The sequence below is a fragment of the Demequina zhanjiangensis genome (genome assembly GCF_030418315.1).
Taxonomy (GTDB): Bacteria; Actinomycetota; Actinomycetes; order Actinomycetales; family Demequinaceae; genus Demequina; species Demequina zhanjiangensis.
This window is the reverse complement of sequence record NZ_JAUHPV010000012.1, coordinates 18,237-34,053: the sequence shown is the minus strand read 5'-3', so window position 1 is coordinate 34,053 and position 15,817 is coordinate 18,237. Positions and strand designations below refer to the sequence as shown.

The window sequence follows — 15,817 nt, the reverse complement described above, 5'->3', positions numbered from 1 at the left end:
GTCTCGGCGTTGCGGAGGTCGAGCGCCACGGGACGTGGCTACGGGGCCGGGCTCTCGAGCGTGAACCCCGGGCCGCCGGGGACGGATGCGACGAGCTGCCGGGTGTAGTCGGAGGCGGGACTCGCAAGCACCTGGGACGCGGGGCCGGACTCTGCGACACGGCCGTGAAGGAGCACGGCGACCTGGTCGCACAGGCGCTCGACGAGCGCGAGGTTGTGGGTGATGAAGAGCATCGTGAGGCCCTTGTCCTCGCGGAGCCTGATCAGCAGGTCGATGATCTCCGCCTGGGTGGAGACGTCGAGCGCCGACGTGATCTCGTCGGCCACGATGAGCTCGGGTTCGGTGATCAGAGCGCGCGCGATCGCGATCCGCTGGCGCTGACCGCCTGAGAACTCGTGCGGGTAGCGGTCCACGGCGGTGTCATCGAGGGCGACGGCCTCGAGTGCGGCCACGACGGCGTCACGGTGCGCCGCGAGGCGCGCCCGTCGCGGGTCGATCGCCTCCGCGAGGGTCTGGCCGACCGTCCTGCGCGGGTCGAGCGAGGAGTACGGGTCCTGGGGGACGAGCTGGATCGCCCGGTTCGCTGACCGGCGGGGGCGCGAACCGGGTCCGGCGATCGTCTCTCCCTGGAACTCGATCGCCCCCGCCTGCGCGCGGTGGATGCCCATGATGGTCTTCGCGAGCGTCGACTTGCCGGAGCCGGACTCGCCCACGAGCCCCACGATCGCGCCCTTGGGGATGTCGAGCGACACGTCGGTCAGCACGGTGGCGGCCCGGGCGCCGTGCCCGAGAGTCACGTGAAGATCGCGGACGGTGAGCAGGGCGTCGATGCTCATGCGGGGTCCTCCTGACGGGCGTCGGTGAGCGAGAGCGAGGGAGTGGCATCGAGCAGACGCTGCGTGTAGGGATGGCTGACGTCGCGTGCGGCGAGCTGCTCGGAGGTGAGCTCCTCGACGATGCTTCCCTGGTGCATCACGAGCACCCTGTCGCAGAGCGCCTCGACGACTCCGAGGTCGTGGGAGATGAAGAGGATCGCCGTGGCGTCGTCCTGGTTGATCCTCTTCAGCTGGCGCAGCACCTCCGCCTGCACCGTGACGTCGAGCGCGGTGGTGGGCTCGTCGGCGATGATGAGGCGCGGGTTGGTGGCGAGCGCCGAGGCGATCATGGTGCGCTGCAGCATTCCGCCGGACAGCTCGTGCGGATGCTGCGAGAGGCGGTGCTCCGCATCGCGGATTCTCACGCGCTCGAAGCCGTCGACCAGGGTGCGTCGAGCCGCCCGGCGGAGCATGCTCATGTGCACCGTCAGCACCTCGGTGAGCTGGCCGCCCAGGCGCAGGGCAGGGTTGAGCGACCGGGTGGGGTCCTGGAAGATCAGCCCGATGTCGGTGGCCATGGCGGTCCTGCGTCCGCCCTTGCGCATGTCGAGGTCGCCTACGCGCAGCGTGGCGGCCTCCACCGTGACGGAGTCGGGCTGGAGCCGGGCGAGCGACATCGCAGTCATGGACTTGCCGGATCCCGATTCGCCGACGAGGCCGACGATCTCCCCAGCCCCGATGCGCATCGAGAGGCCGTGGACGAGCGGGGTGCCATTCGCGGCGGTGACCCGCAGGTCGTCGATCTGGACCAGGTCGGAGGTGCGTGGCGCCGTCGTGGTCACGGTCCCGGTGCGGGGAGCGCGTGCAGGGGCGCTGGACCACGGGTCCAGGTGGCGCGCGAGGCCGTCTCCCGTGAGCATCGCGCCGACGCCCGCGATGATCAGCATCGCGGAGGGGGCGATGGCGATCATGGGCATCGAGTAGATCGACGGCAGCGCCTCGCTGAGCAGGCGCCCCCAGTCGTAGTCGGGAGACTGCACACCCAGGCCGACGAACGAGAGGCTCGAGATCTCGAGGAGCGCGAGCGCGAAGCTGGATGCACCGAGCACGAGCAGCGGTCCTCCGATGTTCGGCATCAGGTGGCGCGTGAAGTTCCGCCACCGAGGCACTCCAAGAAGTCGCGCGGTCGTGATGTAGTCCGAGTGGATCACGCTGGCCGTCATGTTGGACGTGATGCGGGCGAAGGCGGGGATGCCCGCCACGCCGATGGCGATCACGGCGCTCGAGGTGGCGGGACCCAGGATCGCGGCGATGACGAGCGCGAGCACGAGCGAGGGGAAGGCGACCGTCGAGTCGATCAGCCGCAGCACGAGATTGCGGAGCGTGCGGGGGCCGAACCAGACTGACGCGCCGATGAGGATCCCCGGGATTGCGGACAGGGCCGTGGCGCCGAGCGCCATCAGCAGGGTGAGCCTCGTGGCGACCAGCGAGCGGGCGAGCACGTCCCTTCCGAGGCTGTCGGTGCCGAGCCAGTGCTCGGCCGAGGGAGCGCTCCTCGGGGCGCCTCCGAGAGTGTCCGCCGCCTCTCGCAGCGTGAACGGCGCCACGATCGCGACGACCGCGAGGGCCGCCATGATCGCCAGTCCCGCGACGAGGGGTGCGTTGAGCCTGCGACGGAGGTCAGTCATGGCTCACCGCCGTGATGGTGCGGGGGTCGATGATCCCGAGGATCACGTCGATCGCGAGGTTGATGGCGATCGCGATGAGGCCGATCGTGAGGACGATCCCTTGGATCACCGGGTAGTCGCGGTAGATGATCGCGCTGACCACCTCGGTGCCGAGTCCCGGGAGGTTGAAGACTGTCTCGATGATGATCGCCCCTCCGAGGAGGCTGGCAAGGATGATGCCTGCGAGGGTGAGGGTGCTGGCGAGGAGGTTCGGCAGCGCGTGCCGGAGGTGAAGCCGCGCCGCTGAGATGCGGCGGCCGCGTGCGGTGCGCATGAAGTCCTGCTGCATGACGTTGTAGGTCTCCTGACGGACGACACGTGCCACCGCGAACGTGGGCCCCAGCGCGAGCGCGGCGATCGGGAGGATGTATGCCTGGGTGGACGAGGCGCCGCCGGCGGGCAGCCAGCCCAGCTGGATCGCGAAGACGATGATCAGCACCGTGGCGGCGACGTACGAGGGGAACGACGCGAGGAAGCCCGCGACGGCGCCGAAAGTGGTCGCCAATCCGGGCCGACGGCCTCCGCGAGTCAGCACGCCGACGGCCATGCCGAGCGGGATTGCCACGGCGAGCACCACGATGATCGCGCCGAACGCGATCGTGGTCGTGTAGCCGAGCTTCGTGGCGATGGTCTCGGTCACGGGGATGCCGTAGTGGAAGCTCGTGCCCAGGTCTCCGGTGACGAGCCCGCGGAGGTAGTCGACGAACTGCGCTGGGAGCGGCTCGTCGAGGCCGAGGCGCTCCCGCATGGCGGCGATGGCCTCCGGCGTCGCGTCGGCACCGAGGATCGCTGCGGCAGGGTCCCCAGGGATGAGAGGCACGATCAGGAAGGTGAGCAGCACCAGCACGGCGATGGAGAGCAGCAGCCCTCCTCCGCGCCGGAGCGCGAACCCTCCCCAGGCGCTTCGTCCGAGGCGTGTGCCCACGCCTCGGAGTCCGGTCTCCACGGTGGTCATCGCGTCAGACTCCTGCCGTGAGCGCGATCGGCGCGATGCGGGTGTGCCACTCGAGCCTGCGTTCGGCGTCGGCAGCGAGGCTCAGGAGCGTCGCCTCGTCGTAGGGGCCGCCGACGAGCTGCGCGCCGACCGGCATGCCTCGGCTGTCGGTGGTGACGGGCAGGCTGATGGCGGGAAGCCCCGCGATGTTCGCGAATGCCGTGAACGACACTGTGCGCACCTCGGTGAGGCTCGGGTTGTCCGGGTCGTTGGCATCGTCGGTGACGACCCCGGTCGGCGGGGTCACGCAGGCCGTCGTCGGGGTGAGGAGCACGTCGAAGTCCTTACCCCATTGGGACACGACCTGACGGCTCTCCGCCTGCAGCTCCAGGGTCAGGCGGACGTACTCGCCGGCGTGGATCTGCTGAGCACGTTCGTACTTGCGGCGGATGTAGGGCGCGAGCCTGGACGGGTCCTCGATGTCCTCGGCCCACACGGCGGCGCTCAGCACCTTGTCGGTGAATCCCAGGATCGTGGCCGAGTTGAACATGAAGGGGTCCACGGGCACCACGGTGTGCCCGGCCTCCTCGAGGGTGCGGGCCATCAGCATGGCGGCCTGGATGCAGTCGTCGTCCACCTCGACGCCGGTGGGTGGCGTGAGCAGGAGGCCGACGCGCAGGGGCGCCACCGTGCTCCGGGCGGCTTCGAGGAACGGTGTCTTCTGCGGCGGTGCCGTGTACCAGCCGTGGAGGTCGGGGATGCAGACGGCGTCCATGACCGCGGCCGTGTCGGCGACCGTTCGGGTGATGAAGCCCTCGCTCACGCCGTGCTCCCAGCCGCGGACGTCGGTGGGGACTCGGCCTCGGCTCGCCTTGAGGCCCACGAGTCCCGTGGCGGCGGAGGGCACGCGGATCGAGCCGCCTCCATCTCCCGCCTGGGCGATCGGCGCCAGGCCTGCTGCGACCGCGGCGGAGGCGCCGCCGGAGGACCCTCCCGAGGTGTAGGCGAGGTTCCAGGGGTTGCGAGTGGTGCCCCACCGCTCGTTCTCGCTGACGGTGAGGGAGCCGAACTCGGGGGAGTTGGTGCGACCGAACAGGACGAATCCTGCGTCCTCGAGGAGGGTGACGAGCAGGTCGCTCTTCTGCGCGGGCGCGTCCGAGACGCCGAGCGAGGCCATGGTGCAGGGCTGGCCGGCGACCGGCATCAGGTCCTTGATGGGCATCGGCACGCCCTCGAAGGGGCGGGCGGTGCCTGCTGCGAGGCGCGCGTCCGCGGCCTCCGCGCGCTGGAGGACGTCCTCGCGGTCCATCCAGACGATCGCGTTCACGCCCGGATTGAGGGCGTCGATGCGATCGAGGTAGAGGCGGGCGGTCTCGACTGCCGAGACCTCGCGGCGCTGCAGTGCCGCTGCCAGGTCGATGACCGAGGTGGTGGGGTTCACAGGGGCGCCCACCGAGGGGTCAGGTCAGTTGTCGATCCGGTAGATCGGGTCGTCCAGAGCGGACCCGAGGTTGTAGACCGTGAATCCGGGGCGCTCGACGTACGTGAAGGGCGAGTTCACGAGCGGGATCGTGTCGGCGTTCGACACGAGCGCCTCGACCGAGCTGTTGAGCGCGGCGCACGACTCCTCATCCGTGGGTGCGTTGAGGAACGCCGCGAACGCGTCCTCGGCGTCGGGGTTGCTCACGGCGCCGAGGTTCGTGCCGCCCTCCTCGAACGGGGCTCCGAGGAACGTGTCGACGGCGCTCGTGTGGCTTCCGAGGAAGTTGAGGTCGGCGTAGATCGTCATGTCCCAGCTGGTCCAGTCGGTGTACAGCGTGGAGATCCAGGTGCCGACGTCGGTGTTGTTGAGCTCGACCGTGGCTCCTGCGGCGCGCAGCGCTTCCGCGATGTACTCGTTGCCGGAGCCGTTGTCGCCGACGATGTTCGGGCCGATCATCCTGATCGTCATGCCGGAGAGGACCTCCGAGGCGGCTGCGGCGTCGTAGGCGATGACCGCGTCCTCCGAGGGTGCAGGGCACTGTGCGGCGAGGGTCGTGAGGCCGGGGGTGACCTCGCCGAGACCGAGGGTGGTGACCTGGTTGAAGGCGTCCCGGTCGATCGCCTGGGCGACCGCGGCGCGTGCCGCCTGGTCGGCGAAGGGGCTCGAGTCGCGCTCGTTGAAGATCACGTAGGTGTCTGAGAACGGGAACGTGTTGATGTCGAAGTCAGGCTCGCTGTCGAACCGCTCGATGGTGGGTGGCTGGATGTGGCCCATGTCGAGCTCGTCGCTGAGCACCAGGTTGGCGGTCGCGGACGAGTCGAGGGAGATCACGAACTCAAGGGTCTCGGCGGGTGCGCCGGCCACGTCGGACGTCCACTCGGGCCAGGCGTCGTAGTCGTCGCGCAGGCTGTAGACGTAGCGGACGCCGGGCTCGGCGGACTCGAGGAGGTACGGGCCGGACTGGGCGCCATCGACGGCTCCGGTCGCGAGGCCCTCGGGGTCGGCGAGACCGGTCGGGCAGACGATGCCGGCTGCCGCCATCGCGAGGCCCGTGACCATGTCGGGCCACGGGCTGTCGAGCGTGATGCTGACGGTTCCCGCGTCGTCGTCCGCGACGATCGCGGGGACGTTGGTGCCGAAGACCTGCCCTGCGTTCACGATCGCTGCGGGGGAGGAGGCCATGTAGTCGAGCGAGTCCTTGACGACGCTCGCGGTGAGCGGGGTGCCGTCAGCGCAGGTGAGGCCGTCTCGCAGCGTGAAGGTCGCGGACGAGTGGTCGGACTCCCACGAGGCGGCGAGTCCGGGGACCAGGCCCGAGTCGTCACGTCGGACGAGCGTGTCGTAGGACATGCGGGCGAGCACGAAGTCGGGCAGCGACTGAGCGGCGCCGGGGTCGAAGGTGGCAGGCACGTCGACGGTGACTCGGATCGTGTCGGTGTCGACGGTCGTGCCGCTGGTGCCGGCGGCGTCGGGGGTGCCGTCCGAGGAGGCCTCGGTGGGTGCACAGGCGGCGAGGGTGAGTGCGAGCGCTGCCCCGAGCAGGGCTACGGCGCGTGGTCGGGCTGTCATCGGTGTGTCTCCTTGTGGTGGGGCGGGTGGTGTCGGTGGGTGTGGGTCAGGGTGAGACTTCGAAGATGTCGATCGTGGTGGCGCCGGGGGCGGTTCGCGCCTTCCCGAGGAAGAGCGAGCGCGTGAGCCACTGGAGGTCAGGCGCGACGGTCCTGAAGGTCGGGGTGGTGAGGAAGTAGCCCATCTCGCTCGGAGGTCCTTTCTGGTCCCCGAGGTGGCGAAGGATTCCCGTGTTGACGACGTCGACGAGTGCACCGTCGTCCGTCTGGAAGACGTAGCGGGCCTCGACCTCGTACGAGCCGTCTGCGAGGGTGGAGCACCAGTCGCCACCGCCGGGGACGACGGAGCCGGTCAGGTCGCCGGAGATGGTTCCGCCCGTGATGGGGATTAGCTCGAGCATGCGTGCCGCGTCCTGATGGAGCTTCAGGTACTCGCCGACCTCGGCGACGATCGTGAAGCGGTAGGTGAGCGTGGGTGCGTCCGGGACTGGCATGTGGCTCCTCTGACGGGGGTCTTGGAGAGCCAGTCTGCAATAGTGAACGCCATAGTCAACGGTATTCACTAACTTGTAACAAAGGTTCTACACGGCAGAAACAGGTGACCGGCCTACCGTGGGCCAAGATGGGGTGAGCAACAGATGATCAGGAGGAACGCATGACGTCGACGGCCCGGCACGCGCGCCGCAAACGCGGATCGCTCTCCGCGGAGGAGATCCTCGGGGCCGCCATGGCGTTGCTCGACAGGGACGGGGTGGCCGCGCTGACCTTCAACGCGCTCGGCGCCGAGCTGAAGGCCTCGCCGACCGCGGTGTACCGCCACTTCGCGAGCAGGCACGATCTGCTCGTCGCCATCGCCGACCACCTCGACGGACTCTCGCTCGCAGGCTACGAGCCGAGCGGCGAGTGGCGCGCCGACCTGCGTGACCTGGGCTGGCGGGCATGGCGGACCGCCACCTCCCACCCCGCAGCGTCCTCTCTCGCCATGACCATCGTGACCGGAGGCGTCAACGAGCTTCGGGCCGTGGACGCCGTGCTCGAGGCCGTGCACCAGGCGGGCTTCGAAGGAGCAGAGGCGGTCCTGCACTACCAGGCCTTCGCGAACACGGTGCTCGGGACAGCCTCCAGCCATGCGGCACGACTGTCAGGGCTCACCGATCAGCCAAGTGCAGAAGGATGGGTGCAGGCGTACGAGGTGGGCGATGTCATGCATCACCCGCACGTGCAGCGACTGATGCAGGAGCTGCGCGTCGTCGACTACGACGCGGTTTTCGAGGCGATCATCGACACGTACATCGCAGGGCTCGCGACCATCGCGCAGGCGCAGGGAGTCGCGTCCGACTCACTGTCTGAATGACGCGGTTCGCGTAGGCGCGAGGACCGGCTGGGGACAACAGAAAACGGGCACCCCCTGATGGGGGTGCCCGTTCAGTTCAGCGGCGGACCGCTGAGACGTTTAGACGTTGCGGGTGACCTTGCCGGCCTTGAGGCACGAGGTGCACACGTTCAGGCGCTTGGGGGTCCCGGCGACCACGGCACGGACGCGCTGGATGTTGGGGTTCCAGCGACGCTTGGTGCGGCGGTGCGAGTGCGAGATGGAGTGCCCGAACGAGGGGCCCTTGCCGCAGACGTCGCAGTTGGCAGCCACGATAGTTCTCCTACAGTTCTTGCACGCCGGCGAACTCCGACAGTGCCACGATTGAGAGCCCGAAGGTGCTCGGGCAACCGCACAAGGATATAGGACGAGGGCGCGATGCGCCAAACGTCGCCCCGAGAGGGCTCGTCCTTGCGCCCCATCGTCTCACGCTCGTGCCACGATAAGAAGCGGATCACGCGGGGCTGAGCGTCTACCGCGTGCGGCAACTGTGAGCAGAGAGGTGCACGGATGAGCGAGGCCGCAGAGCTGCGTCGCTGGCTCACCGCCGGCGTCGACGCGGTGAAGCGCGCACGCGAGAGCCTCGACGCGATCAACGTGTTCCCCGTCGCGGACTCGGACACGGGCACGAACATCTACCTCACGCTTCAGGAAGGCAACCGTGCCGTCGCGAAGCTCCCGGACGACGCGTCGCACCGTGAGGTGGTCGCCGCCTTCGCCCGCGGTGCGCTGCTCGGCGCGCGCGGGAACTCGGGCGTCATCGTCTCGCAGTACCTCTCTGGTTTCCTGACCGCGATCGACGAGCGAGGCGGCCTGAACAAGGCCAAGCCCGCGGCGATCGCGGACGCGCTGGAGCTTGCTGCGGAGTCCGCGTACCGGGCGGTCAGCTCTCCCGTCGAGGGCACGATCCTCACCGTCGCGCGTGCAGCCGCGAAGGGCGCGAGGGAGGCCGTCCAGGCCAAGGCGGGACGCGAGGCGGTCGCCGTCTCTGCCGTCGTGTCGGCGCGTGCCGCGCTCGCGCTGACCCACGATCAGCTCCCGAGCGCGCGCGAGGCAGGAGTGGTGGACGCGGGCGCCGCAGGGCTGGTGCTCCAGCTCGAGATGCTCGCCGAGACCCTTGCGGGCAAAGGTGCGCTCGAGGCGCTTGACGAGGTCGAGTGGGAGCTGCGCGAGGGTCGCACCGTGATCCACACGCCTGCCTCGGAGGGCCATGGCGTGCCCGGCGGCGGCGCCTACGAGGTGATGTTCGTCGCGACGCCGCCCGACGCGGATGCAGTCGGCGCGCTGCGCATGGAGCTCGAGGCGATCGGAGACTCCGTCACCGTGTCGTTCGGCCACGGACTCGCCCAGGCGCACGTGCACACCGACCTGCCGGAGCGTGCGGTGCGGATCGCACAGTCGGTGGACGCGCGACAGATCGTGGTGCGCAGCCTTCTCATGAGCCACGCGGGCGACAGGGCGGCGACCGGCGTGGTCGCGCTGACCTCGTGCCCGGGGCTCGCGGAGCCGCTGACGGACGCGGGTGCTGTCGTGCTCGTCGTCCCCGATCCGGAACGGCTGAAGAAGCGTGAGCTGCGGCGGGCGGTGAAGGACGCCTCGGGTTCTTCCGCGGTGGTCGTGGCAGGGAACCCGGCGCTGCGGCTCGCGGCGAAGGACCTTGCCGCGCGACGTCGCCACTGGCGCATGACGGTGCTCGAGGCGGGCCACGAGGCGCAGGTCGTCGCAGCTGTGGCGGCCGCCGCGCTCGCGACGCCGGGAGAGGACCTTGCGGAGCTGATGGCCGATGCGGTCGCCCGTACCGCCACCGAGTCCTCCTCGGTCGATGCGCTCGACGACGACGTGGACAGGATGATCGGCGCCGACACCGACCTTGTCACCCTGATCCTCGCGCGCGGCGTACCCGAGATGGTGGCTGACACCGTGCGGGCGTCGCTCGCCAAGGTCGCCCCGCTCGCGGACGTGCAGGTGCTGGACGGCGGGCACGGTGAGCCGGGCATCCTCATCGGCGTCGAGTCGTCGCTCGACGCATGAGCCCCGCGCAGGGCGGAGCCGACGCCGTCGACGCGGGCCCGGCCGTGCCCGGACCTCACTCGGGCGGAAGGCTCACCGAGCCGCTGTCGAAGGTGTTGGGAACTCGCACCGCCCAGTCGCTGGGCAAGCTGGGTCTCGCCACCGTCGGCGACCTGCTGAGGCACTATCCTCGCCGCTACGGAAGCCCTGGTGAGATGACGCCGATCCGCGACCTGCGCGTCGGCGAGCACGTCACTGTGATGGCGCAGGTCCGGTCCGCGACGACGCGTCCCATGCGCAACCGCGGTGGAGCGATGCTCGAGGCGGTCGTCACCGACGGCCAGGACTCGCTCCGACTCACGTTCTTCGCCAAGCGCATGGGCGTCCTGCGGATGCACGAGGACAAGCTGCGCGCGGGCCGCACCGGCCTGTTCACAGGCACGGTCGGTGAGTATCGCGGCGAGCGCCAGCTGACCCATCCCGACTACCTGATCGTCGGCGTGGACGCGGCCGACGAGGACGAGGCGGTCCTCGAGGCCTCCCGTCCGATCCCGATCTACCCCTCGGCGGCAGGAGTGCCCACGTGGCGCATCGGGCGCGCCGTCCGCACCGTCCTGGACCCTCTGGCCCCCGAGGACGTCACGGACCCCGTCCCGCAGGAGATCCTTGAGCGCCACGGTCACGTCGGGCTGCTCGACGCGTGGAGGGGAGTGCACGTCCCCGAGACGGACGAGGACTGGAGGGCCGGGCGAAAGCGTCTCGTCTTCGAGGAGGCGCTCGTCCTGCAGTCCGCGCTCGCCCGCCGACGCGCCGCACACGATGCTCACCGCACGGTGCCTCGCCCCGGACGTTCCGGCGGAGCCCTCGACGCCTTCGACTCCGAGCTGCCGTGGCCCCTCACGGGAGCCCAGGTCCGCGCAGGCGAGCAGATCGGCGCGGACCTGAGCGCGGACACCCCCATGCTCCGCCTCCTTCAAGGCGACGTCGGCTCCGGCAAGACCCTCGTGGCGCTGCGGGCGATGCTCCAGGTGGTCGACTCCGGTGGCCAGGCCGCCCTGCTCGCGCCCACTGAGGTACTCGCCGCGCAGCACCTTCGGACGCTGCGCGCCATGCTCGGTGCCCTCGCCGAGGCGGGCACGCTCGGCGGCGACGCGCGCGGCACCAGGATCGCCCTGCTGACCGGCTCCCAGGGGGCGGCGGCGCGGCGGCAGGCGCTCGCGGACGCCGCCTCGGGCGCGGCCGGCATCGTGGTCGGCACGCATGCGCTCTTGAGCGAGACCGTCCAGTTCGCTGACCTGGGCCTCGTGGTGGTCGATGAACAGCATCGCTTCGGTGTGGAGCAGCGGGACGCGCTGCGCACCCGAGGGGAGCACCCGCCCCACACCCTCGTGATGACGGCGACGCCCATCCCACGCACGGTCGCGATGACGGTCTTCGGCGACCTGGAGACCACGGTGCTCGACGAGAGGCCGGCCGGCCGCGCCGAGGTTGTCACGCACGTCGTCCCCGCGGGCAACCGCGCCTGGCTCGATCGCGTGTGGGCGCGCGTCGCCGAGGAGGTCTCCGCGGGCCGGCGCGCCTACGTCGTCTGCCCCCGCATCGATGAGGACGACTCGGCCGACGCCGCGGACCCGGACTCGCCCGAGGCGGGCGCGGACGACCTGGCCGACGACGGCATGCTCCCGCTCGACGGCGACGCTGCCGCCGCGAAGTCCACGCAGCGCGCGCCCCTCGCCGCGGCGACGCAGGTCGCCCGCATGCTGGCCGCGCGACCCGAGCTCGAGGGCGTCGGTGTCGGTCTGCTGCACGGACGCATGTCCGCGGAGGACAAGGACGCAGCGATGTCGGCCTTCTCGTCAGGCAGGACCCCCGTGCTGGTCTCGACGACCGTGATCGAGGTGGGCGTCGACGTCCCCGAGGCCTCCGCGATGGTCGTGCTCGATGCCCAGCACTTCGGTATCTCGCAGCTGCACCAGCTCCGGGGCCGCATCGGCAGAGGCGGGCTGCCGGGCGTCTGCCTGCTGGTGACGAGCGCCGACGAGGGCAGCGTCGCCGAGGAGCGGCTCACCGCGGTCGCCGGCACGACGGACGGCTTCGCGCTCGCGGACAAGGACGTCGAGCTGCGCCGCGAGGGCGACGTGCTCGGCTCCGCGCAGTCGGGCGGGCGCAACTCGCTGAGGCTTCTCAGGGTGGTGCGCGACGCCAAGGTGATCGCTCAGGCACGCGAGGACGCGAAGGCGCTCGTCGCCGCCGACCCTCGGCTCACCGCGCACCCCGCCCTAGGGCTGGCGATCGACGAGTTCCTGGGTGAGGATCGCGAGCAGTTCCTCGAGCGGGGCTGAGCCGCCTCAGGAGTCGCAGGCGATCGCGAGCCCGCTCGGCTCACCCGTGCCTTCGACCTTGAGATCCGTGTGCTTGCCCGACGCGATCGGCTCGGCGCCGTCGGCGCTTGCCAGGGTGACGACGCCACCCTTCTGGCCCACGAGGATCGCATCCTTCACCTCGGTCGCCGCGGCATCGCCGATGTCGACGCGAACCTCCCACGTCTCCACGCCGCCGGCGCGTGCCTTCACCCTCACGTCGAACTTGAACTCGCCGTCCTTCGCCTTCTCCTTGCGCACCTCGGCGGTGCAGGCACCGTCGCTCCCAGGCGAGCCATCAACGCCCACGGTGTCGGCCAGCCCCGTGTCGGTGGAGGTCTCACTCGGGGTGGGGGAGGCCGGCATCCCTGAGGTGGTTGCGCTTACTGAGGGCGTCGGGGACTCCGACGGCGCTGCGGCGGCCACCTGCCCCCGGTCTCCGAGAAGCGTGGTCGCGCCGAGCGTGAGCCCTGCCACGGCCAGGACTGCGATCACGGCCAGGGCGCCGATCAGCAGCGGTGCGGGTCGCCCCGGTCGGGCGTCGTGGGGTGCAGGAGTGGGGGAGGCCTTCGGAGCAGTGGCCGTAGGCCCCGTGCCGCGAGGCGGGATCGAGGGTGGCGGAGCGTCGTTCGGAGCGTCCGTTGTCGGCTCGACCGGGATCACCTGAGTGGTCTCTGCCTGCACGTGCCGGTCTGACTCGGAGCGCAGCTCGGCGGGGAGCGGCTGCGTGACCGGCAGCTCGCGCGTGGTCGGCAGCGCCTCGGTGACCTCGTCAGCAGCCTCGTCGTCCTTCGCCTCGTGGCTCATGCCTCGTCCTTCCTGCCGCCACGAAGGAGCGCGCGGCGGGCATCCCGAAGGACAGCGCCTGGCAAGGCTCTCGTGTTCCCGCGAGCACCTCGGAGAGCCGGGACCACGCGTGGATGAGGCGCTACTGCTCGGTGAAGCAGCTCGCCCGCACGTCCTCCGTGAGATCTCCCGACCCGTCGAAGCCGAAGTCGATCTTCGCGCCCGCATCGACCGACGTGTTGTACTCCTCAGGTCCGAATGTCGCGACGCCCTCGTCGACAGAGATCGGACGCGTGCGCCAGGAAGAGCCGACCTGGGCGTCGGGACCCACCTGCACCGACGCCGTCCACCCTTCGAGGTCCTCCGAGCCTGCCGTGAGCTCCACCTCGACCTTGAATCCGCCCTCCCAGCTCTCATGGCTGGTGACGACGGCGGTGCAGCCATCGGTGGCGTCCTCGGGGATGGGTGCGGTGGGCGTCGCGTCAGCGTGCTCGTCTGCCGGGGCTGACTCGACGACGGTGGAGGAAGGCGTCGGGGAAGCCTGCCCCACCGCCTCGGTCGAGGAGTCGCCCTGTCCCGAGATCACCGCCCACGTGACACCCGAGCCCAACAGCGCTCCGACCACGAGCGATCCCGCCGCCCATGCCACCGTGCGCGTGCGAGTCGTCCGTTCCACGAGGCCCCCTTCGTGCAGCATGCTCATCCGACGAACGTAGACGAATACCGGGACGGATGCGTGGTGCCCCACCGGGTAGCGTGGACGCATGACCCGCATCATCGCCGGCGAGCTCGGAGGCCGGAGGATCTCCGTGCCGACCAAGGGGACCCGTCCCACGACGGACCGGGTGCGCGAGGCCGTGTTCTCGCGGCTCGACCATGCGGGCGACCTGCACGGGGCCCGCGTGCTCGACCTGTTCGCAGGCTCAGGCGCGCTCGCCTTCGAGGCGCTGAGCCGCGGCGCCTCCGCGGCCACTCTCGTGGAAGCGGCCGCTCCCGCCGTGCGCGTCATCCAGGCGAACATCGCCGACCTGAGGCTGAAGGGCCGTGCCACGTCGGTGAAGGAGAAGGCGCTTCCCTTCCTCGGACGCACGGAAGGCACGTGGGACCTCGCGCTTCTCGACCCGCCCTACGACATCGCTCGCGACGATCTCGCTGCGGTGCTCAAGGCCCTCGCGCCCAGGCTCTCGCCTGAGGCGACCGTCGTCCTCGAATGGTCGACGCGTGCAGGCGAGGCCCCCTGGCCGTCGGGGATCGAGGCTGTCGCGTCCAAGGCCTATGGGGAGACGACGGTGCACTACGGGGAACGGGTCGTCGATCTCGACGGCCCGGCCGACGGTAGCGTGGACGCATGACGATCGCGGTGTTCCCCGGCAGCTTCGACCCGATCACGCTCGGTCACGTCGACGTCGCCGTGCGTGCCAGGACCGTGTTCGAGAAGGTCGTGATCGCGGTCGCGCATAACTCGAGCAAGGCGCCGCTGCTCGACGTGGAGACGAGGGTGCGGCTCGCCGCTGAGGCGACGGCCCACCTGGACGGGATCGAGGTCGCCTCGACCCAGGGGCTGTTGGTCGACTTCTGCGAGAGCGTGGGCGCCACGGCGATCGTCAAAGGCCTCCGTGGTGGTGCCGACTACGACGTCGAGCGGCCGATGGCCCTGATGAACCGGTCCATCACGGGCATCGAGACGGTGTTCCTCACGGGGGACAACGCCCTCAGCCACATCGCATCGTCCCTGGTGAGGGACGTGGCAAGGCATGGTGGTGACATCACCGCGTACGTCCCGCCCGGGGTCGAGACGGCGGTGCTCGAGGCGCTCGGCAAGCCTCGGTGAACGGGCCGGATGTGACCCGGTGAGGACCGCGCACCGCGGGTCTGGACGCCCGGGTTGAGCGGTGGGCGATCTTTCGCGTAGAATCGTGCGCTGGCCCGCCGTCTGGTGTGGCCGAGGTCCATGAGGACTGGAACCGATCGGGAGGCGCTCGTGTCGCACACCAAGCGCCATCCGGCCTCTCCGTACGACCTCCCCGCGCGGGAGATCGTCGGTCGACCCGGGACGCAGCGTCTCGTGTCGGAGGAGTTCCCAGCCCCCGCGGTCCTCGGCACCGACATGATCGGCGTGCCGGAAGGTGCGGACGTGAGGCTCGAGCTGAGCCTCGAGTCCGTCCAGGATGGAATCTGGGTCTCCGGAACCGTCTCCGCTGAAGCGGTGGGCGAGTGCGGAAGGTGCTTGGACGAGGTGCGGCTTGATGTCGTCGCCCCGATCCAGGGACTCTTCGAGCTCCCCGGCGTGGAGCGCGAGGACGAGGAGGACGAGCCGGAGGACGTCTACGAGTTCGACGGGGAGACCCTCGAGCTCGAGGAAGTCGTGCGGGACGCGGTGGCTGAACAGCTGCCGTTCACCCCGCTGTGCGACCCGGACTGCCCGGGGCTGTGCGACCAGTGTGGTGCACGGCTCGCGGACGACCCGGGTCACACTCATGAGAAGATCGATCCCAGGTGGTCGGCTCTGCAGACGTTGACCGTCGACGAGCCGTCCCAGAAGAAAGAGAGTTAGCCGTGGCTGTTCCCAAGCGCAAGATGTCGCGCAGCAACACGCGTGCACGCCGGGCCCAGTGGAAGACCACTGCTGCCGCCACCGTCGCATGCCCGTCGTGCAAGGGCCAGAAGCTGCCCCACACCGCGTGCCCCTCGTGCGGCGCCTACAACGGCCGCCAGTACGCCGAGGCGCTGCGCACCGAGCACGAGGCATAAGGCGCGTACCA

Annotated in this window: 16 protein-coding genes; 7 read left to right on the top strand and 9 right to left on the bottom strand. The window is 70.2% G+C overall.

Annotated elements, in window-relative coordinates; genetic code table 11:
- Positions 1-38 precede the first annotated feature (38 nt).
- From QQX04_RS14225 to QQX04_RS14200, 6 genes are read right to left on the bottom strand one after another with little or no spacing between them, the layout of a single operon-like run.
- Positions 39-836, bottom strand: coding sequence for an ABC transporter ATP-binding protein (locus QQX04_RS14225; RefSeq protein WP_301130335.1), 798 nt, complete (start codon positions 834-836; stop codon positions 39-41).
- Positions 833-2,503: a dipeptide/oligopeptide/nickel ABC transporter permease/ATP-binding protein gene (locus tag QQX04_RS14220; RefSeq protein ID WP_301130333.1), complete on the bottom strand. Its 1,671-nt coding sequence runs from the start codon at positions 2,501-2,503 to the stop codon at positions 833-835. Before QQX04_RS14220 ends, QQX04_RS14225 begins: the two co-directional genes overlap by 4 nt.
- Positions 2,496-3,497, bottom strand: a complete 1,002-nt coding sequence (locus tag QQX04_RS14215; protein WP_301130331.1) for an ABC transporter permease — start codon at positions 3,495-3,497, stop codon at positions 2,496-2,498. The genes QQX04_RS14220 and QQX04_RS14215 overlap by 8 nt, the downstream gene beginning before the upstream one ends.
- Positions 3,498-3,501: 4 nt before the next feature.
- On the bottom strand, positions 3,502-4,917 hold the full coding sequence (locus tag QQX04_RS14210) for an amidase (protein WP_301130329.1): 1,416 nt from the start codon (positions 4,915-4,917) through the stop codon (positions 3,502-3,504).
- A gap of 24 nt (positions 4,918-4,941) precedes the next feature.
- On the bottom strand, positions 4,942-6,528 hold the full coding sequence (locus tag QQX04_RS14205; protein ID WP_301130328.1) for an ABC transporter substrate-binding protein: 1,587 nt from the start codon (positions 6,526-6,528) through the stop codon (positions 4,942-4,944).
- A gap of 46 nt (positions 6,529-6,574) precedes the next feature.
- Complete coding sequence (locus QQX04_RS14200; protein WP_301130326.1) at positions 6,575-7,021, bottom strand: DUF3237 family protein; 447 nt, start codon at positions 7,019-7,021, stop codon at positions 6,575-6,577.
- Positions 7,022-7,182: 161 nt separating this feature from the next.
- Here QQX04_RS14200 and QQX04_RS14195 point away from each other — a divergent pair, with 161 nt between their 5' ends.
- Entirely contained in the window at positions 7,183-7,881 is a 699-nt protein-coding gene (locus QQX04_RS14195; RefSeq protein WP_301130324.1) for a TetR/AcrR family transcriptional regulator, read from the top strand.
- A gap of 99 nt (positions 7,882-7,980) precedes the next feature.
- Here QQX04_RS14195 and rpmB read toward each other — a convergent pair whose 3' ends face one another.
- Positions 7,981-8,172, bottom strand: coding sequence for a 50S ribosomal protein L28 (gene rpmB / locus QQX04_RS14190; RefSeq protein ID WP_084073692.1), 192 nt, complete (start codon positions 8,170-8,172; stop codon positions 7,981-7,983).
- Positions 8,173-8,409: 237 nt separating this feature from the next.
- Here rpmB and QQX04_RS14185 point away from each other — a divergent pair, with 237 nt between their 5' ends.
- The gene (locus QQX04_RS14185) at positions 8,410-9,930 is read left to right on the top strand and encodes a DAK2 domain-containing protein (protein ID WP_301130322.1); all 1,521 of its coding nucleotides are present in this window, start codon (positions 8,410-8,412) and stop codon (positions 9,928-9,930) included.
- Positions 9,927-12,251 carry an ATP-dependent DNA helicase RecG gene (locus tag QQX04_RS14180; protein ID WP_301130320.1) on the top strand — a complete coding sequence of 775 codons (2,325 nt, stop codon included), beginning with the start codon at positions 9,927-9,929 and terminating at the stop codon, positions 12,249-12,251. The genes QQX04_RS14185 and QQX04_RS14180 overlap by 4 nt, the downstream gene beginning before the upstream one ends.
- Positions 12,252-12,257: 6 nt before the next feature.
- On the opposite strand, the gene QQX04_RS14175 is transcribed toward QQX04_RS14180, so the two are convergent.
- Positions 12,258-13,076, bottom strand: coding sequence for a hypothetical protein (locus QQX04_RS14175; RefSeq protein WP_301130318.1), 819 nt, complete (start codon positions 13,074-13,076; stop codon positions 12,258-12,260).
- Between the two features lie 121 nt (positions 13,077-13,197).
- Positions 13,198-13,758: a cellulose binding domain-containing protein gene (locus QQX04_RS14170; protein ID WP_301130316.1), complete on the bottom strand. Its 561-nt coding sequence runs from the start codon at positions 13,756-13,758 to the stop codon at positions 13,198-13,200.
- 61 nt (positions 13,759-13,819) lie between these two features.
- On the opposite strand from QQX04_RS14170, the gene rsmD reads away from it, so the two are divergent.
- The 4 genes from rsmD (at position 13,820) to rpmF (ending at position 15,806) form a co-directional block, all read left to right on the top strand.
- On the top strand, positions 13,820-14,407 hold the full coding sequence (gene rsmD, locus QQX04_RS14165; protein WP_301130315.1) for a 16S rRNA (guanine(966)-N(2))-methyltransferase RsmD: 588 nt from the start codon (positions 13,820-13,822) through the stop codon (positions 14,405-14,407).
- Positions 14,404-14,886 (top strand): pantetheine-phosphate adenylyltransferase, encoded by a 483-nt coding sequence (gene coaD, locus QQX04_RS14160; RefSeq protein ID WP_301130313.1) that lies wholly within the window; start codon positions 14,404-14,406, stop codon positions 14,884-14,886. The genes rsmD and coaD overlap by 4 nt, the downstream gene beginning before the upstream one ends.
- A 150-nt stretch (positions 14,887-15,036) precedes the next feature.
- A complete protein-coding gene (locus tag QQX04_RS14155) occupies positions 15,037-15,609 on the top strand; it encodes a YceD family protein (RefSeq protein WP_301130312.1) in 573 nt (190 codons plus the stop codon).
- A 2-nt stretch (positions 15,610-15,611) separates the two neighbouring features.
- On the top strand, positions 15,612-15,806 hold the full coding sequence (gene rpmF / locus QQX04_RS14150) for a 50S ribosomal protein L32 (protein WP_301130310.1): 195 nt from the start codon (positions 15,612-15,614) through the stop codon (positions 15,804-15,806).
- Positions 15,807-15,817 lie beyond the last annotated feature (11 nt).

What these genes read in the sequence shown, in the direction of transcription:
- QQX04_RS14200 (WP_301130326.1), bottom strand. Translation starts at nt 7,021, where the DNA reads ATGCCAGTCCCGGACGCACCCACGCTCACCTACCGCTTCACGATCGTC.
- QQX04_RS14185 (WP_301130322.1), top strand. Translation starts at nt 8,410, where the DNA reads ATGAGCGAGGCCGCAGAGCTGCGTCGCTGGCTCACCGCCGGCGTCGAC.
- rsmD (WP_301130315.1), top strand. Translation starts at nt 13,820, where the DNA reads ATGACCCGCATCATCGCCGGCGAGCTCGGAGGCCGGAGGATCTCCGTG.
- QQX04_RS14205 (WP_301130328.1), bottom strand. Translation starts at nt 6,528, where the DNA reads ATGACAGCCCGACCACGCGCCGTAGCCCTGCTCGGGGCAGCGCTCGCA.
- QQX04_RS14175 (WP_301130318.1), bottom strand. Translation starts at nt 13,076, where the DNA reads ATGAGCCACGAGGCGAAGGACGACGAGGCTGCTGACGAGGTCACCGAG.
- QQX04_RS14180 (WP_301130320.1), top strand. Translation starts at nt 9,927, where the DNA reads ATGAGCCCCGCGCAGGGCGGAGCCGACGCCGTCGACGCGGGCCCGGCC.
- QQX04_RS14220 (WP_301130333.1), bottom strand. Translation starts at nt 2,503, where the DNA reads ATGACTGACCTCCGTCGCAGGCTCAACGCACCCCTCGTCGCGGGACTG.
- QQX04_RS14215 (WP_301130331.1), bottom strand. Translation starts at nt 3,497, where the DNA reads ATGACCACCGTGGAGACCGGACTCCGAGGCGTGGGCACACGCCTCGGA.
- QQX04_RS14170 (WP_301130316.1), bottom strand. Translation starts at nt 13,758, where the DNA reads ATGAGCATGCTGCACGAAGGGGGCCTCGTGGAACGGACGACTCGCACG.
- coaD (WP_301130313.1), top strand. Translation starts at nt 14,404, where the DNA reads ATGACGATCGCGGTGTTCCCCGGCAGCTTCGACCCGATCACGCTCGGT.
- QQX04_RS14225 (WP_301130335.1), bottom strand. Translation starts at nt 836, where the DNA reads ATGAGCATCGACGCCCTGCTCACCGTCCGCGATCTTCACGTGACTCTC.
- QQX04_RS14195 (WP_301130324.1), top strand. Translation starts at nt 7,183, where the DNA reads ATGACGTCGACGGCCCGGCACGCGCGCCGCAAACGCGGATCGCTCTCC.